The organism is Pseudarthrobacter sp. fls2-241-R2A-168 (assembly GCF_030209335.1).
Classification (GTDB): domain Bacteria; phylum Actinomycetota; class Actinomycetes; order Actinomycetales; family Micrococcaceae; genus Arthrobacter.
In genome coordinates, this window is the sequence record NZ_JARVSG010000007.1 from 84,207 (window position 1) to 95,162 (window position 10,956).

Sequence of the window (10,956 nt, forward strand, 5' to 3'; positions counted from 1 at the left end):
TTTGAATTTTTTCGAACTCCGATTTTTGACAAATACGAGCTGGCACGCCGCCTGGCCTGCCTGCCCGGCATACAGCGCCTGACAACGCGACCAGACAGAGAAACCAGAGGATACCAGTGGCAACCACTAACGACATCAAGAACGGAACGGTCCTGAAGCTTGAGGGCCAGCTCTGGAACATTATCGAATTCCAGCACGTCAAGCCGGGCAAGGGCGGCGCCTTTGTGCGGACCAAGATGCGCAACGTGATGTCCGGCAAGGTTGTGGACAAGACGTTCAACGCCGGACTCAAGATCGAAACCGCCACCGTGGACCGCCGCGACTACCAGTACCTGTACCAGGATGGCGCTGACTTCGTGTTCATGGACACCTCCGACTACGACCAGATCACGGTCTCCGGAGCCACCGTTGGCGACGCCACCAACTTCATGCTCGAGAACCAGATGGTCAACATCGCCATCCACGAGGGCACCCCGCTTTACATCGAACTGCCGCCGAGCGTCGTCCTCGAGATCACCTACACGGAGCCGGGCCTGCAGGGCGACCGCTCCTCCGCCGGCACCAAGCCCGCCACCCTGGAAACCGGCTACGAGATCCAGGTCCCGCTGTTCATCGAGAACAACACCAAGGTGAAGGTGGACACCCGCGACGGCAGCTACCTTGGCCGGGTCACCGAGTAGTGAGCGCCCGCGGTAAAGCCCGTAACAGGGCCCTGGATGTACTTTTCGAAGCCGAGCAACGCTCGGTTTCGGCTTTCGACGTGCTCCGGGCACGCCGGGAGAAGACTGACCAGATCATCAACCCCTACACCCTTGAAATCGTTGAAGGCGTGCTCTCGCAGCAAGTCGCCATCGACGAATTCCTCGAAACCTACTCGCAGGGCTGGAGCCTTGAGCGCATGCCGTCGGTTGACCGCATCATCCTCCGCATCGGCACCTGGGAGCTCCTGTACAACGACGACGTCCCTGACGGCGTGGCGGTGAGTGAAGCCGTGGCGCTGGCCAAGACTCTCTCCACCGACGAGTCGCCGCAGTTCATCAACGGCCTCCTCGGCCGCCTGCAGCAGCTGAAGCCTTCTCTGCTGGCATAAGCGCAGCATTTAAAGAGCCCCGACCAGGTCAGCCTGGCCGGGGCTCTTTTGCATCCCCTTAGGTCACGTCACCAGTGCGGGCCGAGGCAGCCCTATAGGATTTACACATGCAGAATGCCCTGGACAGCACCGATGCAGTGCCGCCCGCCCGCCGTTCCGGACGCGCAGTCAGCCGCCAGGTGCTTGCCGACCACGTCTACACCGAACTCCTGACGTCCCTCATGGACGGCCGGCTGGCTCCGGGATCTGTGGTGAGCATTGACGGAACCGCCCGGGATCTTGACGTTTCCCCCACTCCCGTCCGGGAAGCGCTGGCGCGGCTGGAGCACACCGGAATGGTACGCCGCGTGGCACTGAAGGGCTATAGGGTGGCGCCCGTCTTCACCCAAGAGGATTTTGCCGAGTTGATGGAAGCCCGGCTGGCGATCGAACCGGTCAACGCGCGGCTCGCGTGTGAACGCATGGACCAGGGGGGCCTGACCGAGTTGAAGCAGGCGGTGGAGGACCTGAAGTCTGCTCCCCGCGGACCGGCCTTCGCCGAGTTCAAGGAGTACCTTGAGGCGGACGAGCGGTTTCACCAGTTGATCGCGCGGCAGACCGGAAACCAGTTCATGGAGGCCGCCTACTCGGCCCTCGGCGGTCAGATCCAGCGTTTCCGCCTTTTTGGGGGAGTGGGCATTACCGACGCGGAATCCGCCATAGCCGAGCACCAGGCTGTCCTGGACGCTTTTTCGACCGGCGATCCTGGTAAAGCCGAAGCGGCCATGGCTGCCCACATCCAGCAGGTCCGGTCAAGGGCCATCGCTGCAGCACCCGAAAGCTAGTCCCGGCTCGACGGGATCGCATAACCCCTGGCGCCTCTAGCCCGCCGGTTTTCCTGAAAGTGATCTTGACAACATTCCTTGCGATAGTAAATCCTATAGGAAACACGATCTAGGAAAGTGAGACCCGCGTGGTTTACACGGCAGAGAACTGGCCCATCACAGCAGCGTTGCTGCAGTTTCCCGCGACCGATGCCGCAGGAGTGCACATCAACGATGCGGAAGCTTCGGTGTGGGCCGACGTTCTGACGGAAGTGAAAGAGGCCGGCTTCGCGAACGCGGACCTTACCGACAGCTGGGTACGCCCCGGCGACCTGGGCACGAAGCGGCTTGCTGAGTTCAAGCAGACAGCAGAAGAGGTGGGCATCGGCATCCCGGTTATCTCCGCCATCCGCCGCAGCGTCATCGAGGAAGGCAGCTGGGAAGCGAACCTCGCCTACAGCCACCGCACCATAGACGCCGCTGCCGAACTCGGCTGTGAGGTTGTCTCATTCGGGCTGCACCAGGCCATTACCCCCGAGCAGCAGAAGCAGCTGTGGTTCTGGACGGTGGAGGGCTACAAAGACCCCGCGGGTGACGCGGAAGCGTGGAACAACGCGGTGACCCGGCTTCGTGAACTTGGCCGGCACGCAGCCGAAGTTGGTGTGCTGCTCTCGCTCGAGATGTACGAGGACACCTACCTTGGCACTGCCGATTCCTCCGTCCGGCTGGTCCAGGACATCGGCCTGGCCAATGTTGGCCTCAACCCCGATCTCGGGAACCTGATCCGGCTCCACCGGCCCATCGAGGACTGGCGGGACATGGTGGCTAAAACCCTGCCCTACTCCAACTACTGGCACATGAAGAACTACATCCGCGACGAGGACCGTGCCCGCGACATGTACGTCACCATGCCGGCGCCAATGGAAAGCGGCCTGATCAACTACCGCGAGGCTTTCAAAGTGGCACTCTCCGTGGGTTTCCAGGGCATCCTCTGTACCGAGCACTACGGCGGCGACGGGCTGAGCGTGACGGCCAGCAACCAGGACTACCTCCGCCGCCACGTCCTCCCCAAGACCGACGGGTACACACTCGGCAGCAGCCAGGTGGCCCAGGGGCGGCAACAGCCCAGCGCGGCTGAACTCACCAGCGTGTGATCGCTGCCGGCCTTCGAACCGGATAAGAAATTGTCACCAAGGATTCAATGAGGAACCATGACGCAGATTTTTGACAACCCCGCCAACTTTGCAGATGAGGCATTGGACGGCTTTGTGGCAGCCAACCGGGGGTACGTTGCCCGGGTCGACGGCGGCGTTGTCCGCTCCACGGAGGTGCCCGCCGGCCAGGTGGCCCTGGTGGTGGGCGGCGGCTCCGGCCACTACCCGGCCTTCGCCGGCCTGGTGGGACCGGGCCTGGCAGCCGGCTCCGCCTGCGGCAACATGTTTGCATCCCCTTCGGCCGGCCAGGTGTACCGGGTGGCCAAAGCGGCCAACGCCGGCGGGGGTGTGCTGTTGAGCTACGGCAACTACGCCGGCGACGTTCTCCACTTCGGCCAGGCTGAGCTGCGGCTCAAGGCGGAAGGCATCGACACAAGGACCGTCCTGGTCACTGATGACATCGCCAGCGCCCCCATCGACCAGATCGGGAAACGCCGCGGCATCGCGGGCGATCTGACTGTTTTCAAGATTGCCGGTGCCGCCGCCGAAGCGGGCCTGGACCTGGACGCGGTCGAGCAGCTGGCCCGCCGTACGAACTACCGCACCCGTTCCCTGGGCGTGGCCTTTGACGGGTGCACGCTGCCGGGAGCCGGGGAGCCGCTGTTCCACGTGCCGGCCGGCCAGATGTCGCTGGGACTGGGAATCCACGGCGAGCCGGGCATCTCCGAGCATCCGTTGCCCACGGCCTCTGAACTTGCGGAGCTCCTGGTTGCCAGGCTCCTTGAGGACAAGCCAGATGATGCCGGGCACCGTGTGGTGGCCATCGTCAATGGCCTGGGGACCGTCAAGTACGACGAACTGTTCCTGCTTTTCGGCAAAGTCGAGAAGCTCCTCACCGCCGCCGGCCTCACTGTTGTGGAACCCGAGTGCGGCGAACTGGTCACCAGCCTGGACATGTCCGGACTCTCCCTGACCCTGCTGTGGCTGGACGAGGAACTCGAGCGCTACTGGGCAGCTCCGGCGGACACCCCCGCTTTCCGCAAGGGAAACCTGGCACCACGTGCCCGCCGGGAACTGGCCGGGCAGGAGGATGCCGTGGCCGGCGACGAGGAGCTCACGACGGCGGCAGCAGCGTCCTTGGGACGGCTGGCAGCCGTCGTGCTCGCCCAGGTGCGGGACGTCGTCGTCGAACACGAAACGGAACTGGGGAGGCTGGATGCGGTTGCGGGCGACGGCGACCACGGCATCGGCATGCGCCGGGGCGTGGATGCCGCAGCGGCAGCCGCCCTGGACGCAGCGGCGGCGGGAGCTTCCGTACAGCGGGTGCTGATGGCGGCAGGGGAGGCATGGAGTGAACGCGCCGGAGGAACGTCCGGGGCGCTCTGGGGCTCCGCTGTGCTGGCTGCCGGAATGAGTCTCGGCAACAAGGAGTCCTACCGCGACGGGGATGCACCCTCCGCGGTGACCGCGTTCGTAGACGCCATCACCAGCCTTGGCAAGGCAGAACCGGGCGATAAGACCATGGTGGACGCCCTGCTTCCCTTCCGGGACGCCTTCCTGGCCTCCTCCAGCAGCGGTGCTACGGCAGCTGCGGCCTTGGCCGCCGCGGCAGGCGCCGCCCGGAAGGCCGCGGAGGACACAGCATCCCTGCGGCCGCTCAAGGGGCGGGCGCGTCCACTGGCCGAGAAAAGCCTCGGACATCCGGACCCGGGCGCAGTTTCCTTCGGACTGATCGCGGCCCGCGTCTCCGATTACTTCAATTCTGAACTGTCTGACTATTCACTGCTGGCCGGCTCAACGGCCGGAAAAGGGGCACAAGCATGAGCGCACACGAACGTGTCGCAACAGGCTGGCGCATCGTCATCGGAAATGATGAAGCCGGCGTCGAATACAAGGAGGCGCTGAAGGCGCTGCTCGAAGCGGACAGCCGCGTGGCATCTGTACAGGATGTAGGTGTCGGTGCGAACGACGCCACGGCGTACCCGCACGTCGCCGTCGACGCCGCCCGCAAAGTGGCCGGCGGCGAAGCGGACCGTGCCCTGTTGATCTGCGGCACCGGCCTCGGCGTCGCCATCGCAGCCAACAAGGTACCGGGCATCCGCGCCGTCACCGCCCATGACGGCTATTCCGTGGAGCGTTCCGTCCTGAGCAACAACGCCCAGGTCCTCACCATGGGCCAACGGGTCATCGGCCTGGAACTGGCCAAGAAACTGGTGGGCGAATGGCTCGACTACCGCTTCGACGAGACCTCGGCCTCCGCCACCAAAGTGGACGCAATCTGCTCCTACGAACCCGATTACACGAAGGCATTCTGATCATGACCGAAACAGCAAGCACCTCAACCGCGACGGACGCGAACAGCCCCCGGAAGATCGCCGTCGTCGGCTCCGGCTACATGGGTGGAGGGATCGCCCAGGTCCTGGCGCTTGGCGGTGCCCGGGTGGCACTCGCGGACGTGTCCGCGGAGGTGGCACAAAACAACTACGAACGCCTCCTCACCGAGTCGGACCAGTTCGTGGCCGACGGCCTGTTCCCGGAGGGTTCCACCGAAATCCTGAAGCAGAACCTGTGGGCAGCCAAGGACATCGAAGAAGCCGTGGCGGATGCGGACTTTATTGAGGAAGCAGTCCCCGAAGTGATCGCCATCAAGCACCAGACGCTGGCCCGCATCAGCGCCGCCGCCAGGCCGGATGCCATCATCGGCTCCAACACCTCCACCATCTCCATCGCCGAACTGTCAGAGCCGGTTACCAACCCGGACCGGTTCCTGGGCGTGCACTTCTCCAACCCGTCGCCCTTCATCCCCGGCGTGGAAATCATCCCGCACGCCGGCACCGCTGCGGCTGCCGTGGGGGCTGTCCGCGAGCTGGTGCACGCGGCGGGCAAGCAGACCGCAGTGGTTAAGGACGTCACCGGCTTCGTGCTCAACCGCCTGCAGTACGCGCTGTTCCACGAAGCCGCGCAGCTGGTGGAGCAGGGCATAGCGACGGCGGACGATGTGGACACCCTTGTCCGCACCACCTTCGGCTTCCGGCTGCCGTTCTTCGGACCTTTCGCCATAGCGGACATGGCCGGTTTGGACGTCTACAACTTCTGCTACAAGTCCCTGCAAACCGACTTCCCGGAGCGCTTCGCCACCCCGAAAATCCTGAGCGACCTGGTGGACGCCGGAAAGCTGGGCACCAAGACCGGTGCCGGGTTCCTCAATGTCCCGGCCGAGCGTACGCCCGAGCTGATCGCTTACCGCAACAAAGCGTATGTGGCCATGCAGAAGCTCCTCGAAGACCTCGGCCCCGCACCCATCAGCTGATCCAGTCCGCCTTACCCAGGAGCAACCATGAGCAGTTTTCCCGCTGAACGCACCGCCATAATCACCGGAGCCGTCTCGGAACGCGGCATTGGCCGGGCCACCGCCAACTACCTTGCCGCCCAGGGCTGGAACGTCGGCATCATCGACCTCGACGATGCCCTGTGCAAAGCCGCGGCCAAGGAACTCGCTTCCCAGTACGGCATCCGCGCGCACGGCGCGGGCGCCAACGTGGCAGACGAAGCATCAGTCCGGGCCGCCATCGACTCCATCGAGGCGGAACTGCCCCAAATCGTGGCCCTTGCCAACGTGGCGGGCGTCAGTTCCCCCGTTCCATACCTCGAGTTGGACGCGGGGGAATGGGACCGCGTCCTCAATATCAACCTCAATGGCGTCCACTACGCCACCCGCCGGGTGGCCGAGTCCATGGTGAAAAACCGGATCGGACGGATCGTCAACATTTCCTCCGTTTCAGCCCAGCGCGGGGGCGGCACCTACTCCAAGACGCCGTACTCCGTGGCGAAGGCCGGCGTCATCGGACTGACGCGCTCCACCGCCAGGGAATTGGGGGAGTACGACATTACGGTCAACGCCATTTCCCCGGGCCCGATCGATACGGACATCATGGGCGGCACCCTCAGCCAGGAACGCAAGGACGAACTGACCAAGGACCTGGTAGTCAACCGGGTCGGGTCCACGCGGGACATCGCAGCAGCCATCGCCTTCCTCATCAGCGAAGATGCCGGATACATCTCCGGCCAGACGCTGAATGTGGACGGCGGACTCTACATGCATTAAGGAAGGCCGGCAATGGCGCAGAAGAACAAGGCCGCGGTACGGCCAACACCCGCAGCAAGACCACAAGCCGCCGGGCTGGGCTCCTGGACCCGGGCGCGCACCATCTACCTGGCCGCGGGCATCCTCGCCTGCGTCGCAGGGGTCGTGATGATCGTGGCCTCCCGCTGGAACCCCAGCCTGTCTTCAAAGTACTCAAAGAGGAGTTTTGATGTCTTTAGCAGCAACATCCACCAGGGAGCTCCTGGACTCGCCGGTCCTGAAATCGGCGATCTCCAAGGCCTCCCGCCGGCTGATGCCGATGCTCGTCATCCTGTACATCGTGGCGTTCCTTGACCGTACCAATGTGGGCTTTTCCGAAGCCGCGCTGGGCGTGGACAAGGGCATCAGCGCAGGAGCCTTCGCCCTCGGCGCCGGTATCTTCTTTATCGGCTACGCCCTGTTCGAGATCCCCAGCAACCTGCTTCTGACCAGGTTCGGGGCAAAGGTCTGGCTGGCCCGCATTGCCGTCACCTGGGGCATCGTGTCCGCCTGCTTCGCGTTTGTGCAGGGCGAGGCGTCCTTCATCATCCTGCGTTTCCTGCTCGGCGTCACCGAAGCCGGCCTGTTCCCGGGCGTCATCATGTTCCTGGCAGCCTGGTTCCCCAACAAGGTCCGGGTAAAGATGTTCGCCATCTTCTACCTGGCCCAGCCGTTCTCGCAAATGATGGGCGCACCGCTGTCCGGCTGGTTGATCAACATCGGCGACCAGGTGCCCGGCGTCCAGGGCTGGCAGGTGATGTTTTTCGTCGAAGGGATGCTGGCAGTCGTCGCCGGCGTCGCGGCCTACTTCTTCCTGATCAACAGCCCGCAGGACGCCAAGTTCCTGAACGCCGGTGAAAAGAAGGCGCTCCTGGACGTTATGTCACTGGAGGATTCGGTCAAGGAAGAAACAGGCCCGCGCGGCGTCCTTGCGGCCATGAAGAACGGCAAGGTCTGGTACTTCACCGTGATCTACTTCTGCCTGCAGATCGCCGTTTACGGGGTCACCTTCTACCTGCCGCAGCAGGTAGCCCAGCTGACCGGCCAAAAGGTGGGGCTCGCCGTCGGCCTGATGGCAGCCATCCCGTGGTTCTTCGGCATTTTCGCCTGCTACCTCATCGGTAAGGCCGCCAATACGCTGGTCCGCCGCCGGGTGTGGGGGACCGGGCTGTTTGTCTCCACTGGCCTGTGCATCTTCGGCTCGGCTTGGGCCGGCACGAACCACCTCCCGGCGCTTGGCATCGTCTTCATCACCCTGGCCGTGTGCAGCTTCCTCGCCATCGGACCCATCGCCTGGTCCTACCCGACGGCGTTCCTCACCGGAACGGCCGCAGCCGCCGGCATCGGCCTGATCAACTCGCTGGGAAACCTCGGCGGCTTTGTTGCGCCCATCCTGCGCACCACGGTTAACGGGATCGCGGCCGACTCCACCGGCTCCGCAGGCGTCTTCGCCCTGGGCGTGCTCCCTTTCCTGGCAGCCATCATGATGTACGCCACCAAGCGGTTCCGCAACAAGGCAGATGACCTGCTCAAGACCAAGTGATCGGTTGCCATGCCTGAAACCAGCACCGGAAGGGATTCGGACGTGACCGGCACCGTGTACGTCGGGGTCAGCACCAAGATGTACCTGGGTTACCGCGATTCGCTGGCTTGGCTGAAGCAGGTACGCAATGAAGTGGACTCCCGTCCGGCCCTGGCGGCCGGGCGGGTAGTCCCGTTTGTGGTTCCCACCTTCCCGATACTTCCGGCAGCCGCCTCAATCCTGGCCGGATCACCGGTACGCCTCGGTGCCCAAAACTGTGGATGGGCCGATGGGCCCTGGACAGGCGAGATTTCACCCTCGCTCCTCGCGGAGCTCGAGGTCAGCCTCGTGGAGATTGGGCACGCCGAACGCCGCCGGTATTTCGGCGAAGACAGTGTGCAGATCGCACGAAAGGTCCAGGCAGCGGATGCTGCCGGAGTTACACCGCTGCTGTGCGTGGGTGAGGAAACCTGCACTTCAGGAACTGAAGACGGGGTAACAGCTGCTGCTGCGTTCGTTTTCAGGCAAGTCGCCGACGCGGTGGACGGCGACTGGGCACTGGCATCGCGGCTCATCCTTGCCTACGAGCCTGTCTGGGCAATCGGGGCAGCAGAACCGGCCGGTGCAGCCTACGTTTCCGCTGTAGTCCATGTACTGCGGGCCTTGCTCGACGTCCGCAGCGCGGAGGCAGGCGCAGCGCTGGGGAACCTGCCGATCATCTACGGCGGCTCGGCAAAGCCAGGGCTCCTGCCCACGCTCGACGGCGTGTCCGGGCTCTTCCTAGGCAGGTTTGCCCATGACGCCGCGAACTTCGGCAAAGTGCTGGATGAGGCACTCGAGCTGGCAGATGCCGGTCTTTCTGCAACTCCCTTACGGGGGCAACGCGCTTAACGCGCGACGGCGGCGCGCAGTGCCAGGATGCGCTGCAGCTGCTCCCGCTCCTCGGCCTGGTGGAGCTGGACATCGCGGCCGGTGAGGATCCGCTGGCGGGTGTTGGCCAGTTGGGTGGCGGCTTTCATGAATTCCTTCATGTGCCGCTTCCGGCCGTAGCTGCCGGCCCAGTTCAACGCGGTCCGGCGGCCTCCGAAAGTGGCGAGCAGCTCCACTTCGGCCGGAGTGAACCAGCCTGCGGCGGAGTATTCGAGCAGGCGCTGGCGGGTCAGCCGTTTCTCCGCCACCCGCAGGAGGATGATGCCGCCCACGGCAAGGAAGAAGATGGGAACCTGCACCAGGATGTAGTCGAGCAGGAATCCCTGCCCCATGCTGTTCCACCGGTTGTGCAGGAACATGGCCGGCAGGAGCCCCAGGACAAAGGCTGCCACCGCGACGCCGGTGCCTCCGCGGCGGGCGGCGAACCCCATGACCAGCCCGGTGGTGCCGGTGAAGATCGCATGGGCGAAGGGGGACATCACGCCGCGCAGGAAAAACACCTGGGCGAAATCGCTGGCAGGGTTGGCCGATTCCGCGATGGCCCTGCCGAAGTACAGGATGTTCTCGGTAAAGGCGAAGCCGCCTGCGATCGTGAATGCGAACACCACTCCGTCAACCGGCCCGTCAAAATGCCTTCTGGCCAGTATCAGCAGGAGCAGCAGTCCCAGGGATTTGGCGAACTCCTCCACGATGGGTGCCTGGACCGTGGCCATAAAGGTCTGCAGGTCCGCTTCATCGGAAAACTGGAATCCCAGCACAAAAAACGGTTGGATCAGCAAGGTGACCGCGATGGATACTGCCGCGCCCCACGTAAAGGCAAAGTACAGGAGCCGCTTTGGCTCGGGTTCCCATTTGTCGATGACATAGACCGCCAGGAGGACTGCGGACAGGGGGATCAGGGAGGCCAGGAAACCAATCAGGAACCCCGGCGCACCCGTATTCGACAACAGGAACGGCACCACCAGGAACAGGCTGAGGAAGGCGAGGGCGCTGCCGCCGATGGACAGGGCAACGAGGCTCCCGCCCCGGGCCCGGCCCGCCCGCATCACCGACTCCTGCGGCGGGACCAGGCCCTGCACCGGACGGCCCTGATGGCCCGGTGCCGATTGATAGTTTCCGGGCTGGACCTGGCCCATCCAGGTGGGATTTGCTTCGCGGGGGAGCGGTGTGCCGCCGCTGACGGGATCTTCGGGCGGTCCGGACGCCGGGAAGCGGGGATGCATCGACATATCCGAAAGCCTAGGTGCCTCCCGCCGCACCTCCAAGGATGCAGCCCGGGAGCGGCGGGGAGTGTGACCAGCACCGCCTCCTTCCGGCACGGGTGCCGCCATGCC

11 protein-coding genes are annotated in these 10,956 nt (G+C 64.4%); 10 read left to right on the top strand and 1 reads right to left on the bottom strand.

The annotated features are described in order from the left end of the window. Positions 1-116 precede the first annotated feature (116 nt). The 10 genes from efp to QRN11_RS05640 all read left to right on the top strand — a co-directional run bounded on the left by efp (position 117) and on the right by QRN11_RS05640 (position 9,583). Positions 117-680 carry an elongation factor P gene (efp, locus tag QRN11_RS05595; protein ID WP_050054941.1) on the top strand — a complete coding sequence of 188 codons (564 nt, stop codon included), beginning with the start codon at positions 117-119 and terminating at the stop codon, positions 678-680. After that, the gene (nusB, locus tag QRN11_RS05600; protein ID WP_142059321.1) at positions 680-1,090 is read left to right on the top strand and encodes a transcription antitermination factor NusB; all 411 of its coding nucleotides are present in this window, start codon (positions 680-682) and stop codon (positions 1,088-1,090) included. The genes efp and nusB overlap by 1 nt, the downstream gene beginning before the upstream one ends. Before the next feature lie 107 nt (positions 1,091-1,197). Next, on the top strand, positions 1,198-1,914 hold the full coding sequence (locus QRN11_RS05605) for a GntR family transcriptional regulator (protein ID WP_142059319.1): 717 nt from the start codon (positions 1,198-1,200) through the stop codon (positions 1,912-1,914). A 128-nt stretch (positions 1,915-2,042) separates the two neighbouring features. Then, positions 2,043-3,047, top strand: a complete 1,005-nt coding sequence (locus QRN11_RS05610) for a sugar phosphate isomerase/epimerase family protein (RefSeq protein WP_142059317.1) — start codon at positions 2,043-2,045, stop codon at positions 3,045-3,047. Between the two features lie 57 nt (positions 3,048-3,104). Continuing rightward, positions 3,105-4,871 (top strand): dihydroxyacetone kinase family protein, encoded by a 1,767-nt coding sequence (locus QRN11_RS05615; RefSeq protein WP_142059315.1) that lies wholly within the window; start codon positions 3,105-3,107, stop codon positions 4,869-4,871. Further along, entirely contained in the window at positions 4,868-5,362 is a 495-nt protein-coding gene (locus QRN11_RS05620; RefSeq protein WP_142059313.1) for a ribose-5-phosphate isomerase, read from the top strand. The genes QRN11_RS05615 and QRN11_RS05620 overlap by 4 nt, the downstream gene beginning before the upstream one ends. A 2-nt stretch (positions 5,363-5,364) precedes the next feature. Beyond that, positions 5,365-6,357: a 3-hydroxyacyl-CoA dehydrogenase family protein gene (locus QRN11_RS05625; RefSeq protein WP_142059311.1), complete on the top strand. Its 993-nt coding sequence runs from the start codon at positions 5,365-5,367 to the stop codon at positions 6,355-6,357. 27 nt (positions 6,358-6,384) lie between these two features. After that, the gene (locus QRN11_RS05630) at positions 6,385-7,152 is read left to right on the top strand and encodes an SDR family NAD(P)-dependent oxidoreductase (RefSeq protein WP_142059309.1); all 768 of its coding nucleotides are present in this window, start codon (positions 6,385-6,387) and stop codon (positions 7,150-7,152) included. 208 nt (positions 7,153-7,360) lie between these two features. Further along, positions 7,361-8,713, top strand: coding sequence for an MFS transporter (locus QRN11_RS05635; protein ID WP_285250195.1), 1,353 nt, complete (start codon positions 7,361-7,363; stop codon positions 8,711-8,713). Positions 8,714-8,722: 9 nt separating this feature from the next. Next, positions 8,723-9,583 (top strand): triose-phosphate isomerase family protein, encoded by an 861-nt coding sequence (locus QRN11_RS05640; RefSeq protein ID WP_142059304.1) that lies wholly within the window; start codon positions 8,723-8,725, stop codon positions 9,581-9,583. Here the strand turns inward: QRN11_RS05640 and QRN11_RS05645 are convergent. Next, positions 9,580-10,851: a PrsW family intramembrane metalloprotease gene (locus tag QRN11_RS05645; protein WP_142059302.1), complete on the bottom strand. Its 1,272-nt coding sequence runs from the start codon at positions 10,849-10,851 to the stop codon at positions 9,580-9,582. The genes QRN11_RS05640 and QRN11_RS05645 overlap by 4 nt on opposite strands. Between the last annotated feature and the right edge of the window lie 105 nt (positions 10,852-10,956).

What these genes read in the sequence shown, in the direction of transcription:
- QRN11_RS05605 (WP_142059319.1), top strand. Translation starts at nt 1,198, where the DNA reads ATGCAGAATGCCCTGGACAGCACCGATGCAGTGCCGCCCGCCCGCCGT.
- QRN11_RS05615 (WP_142059315.1), top strand. Translation starts at nt 3,105, where the DNA reads ATGACGCAGATTTTTGACAACCCCGCCAACTTTGCAGATGAGGCATTG.
- QRN11_RS05620 (WP_142059313.1), top strand. Translation starts at nt 4,868, where the DNA reads ATGAGCGCACACGAACGTGTCGCAACAGGCTGGCGCATCGTCATCGGA.
- QRN11_RS05625 (WP_142059311.1), top strand. Translation starts at nt 5,365, where the DNA reads ATGACCGAAACAGCAAGCACCTCAACCGCGACGGACGCGAACAGCCCC.
- QRN11_RS05630 (WP_142059309.1), top strand. Translation starts at nt 6,385, where the DNA reads ATGAGCAGTTTTCCCGCTGAACGCACCGCCATAATCACCGGAGCCGTC.
- QRN11_RS05635 (WP_285250195.1), top strand. Translation starts at nt 7,361, where the DNA reads ATGTCTTTAGCAGCAACATCCACCAGGGAGCTCCTGGACTCGCCGGTC.
- QRN11_RS05640 (WP_142059304.1), top strand. Translation starts at nt 8,723, where the DNA reads ATGCCTGAAACCAGCACCGGAAGGGATTCGGACGTGACCGGCACCGTG.
- QRN11_RS05645 (WP_142059302.1), bottom strand. Translation starts at nt 10,851, where the DNA reads ATGTCGATGCATCCCCGCTTCCCGGCGTCCGGACCGCCCGAAGATCCC.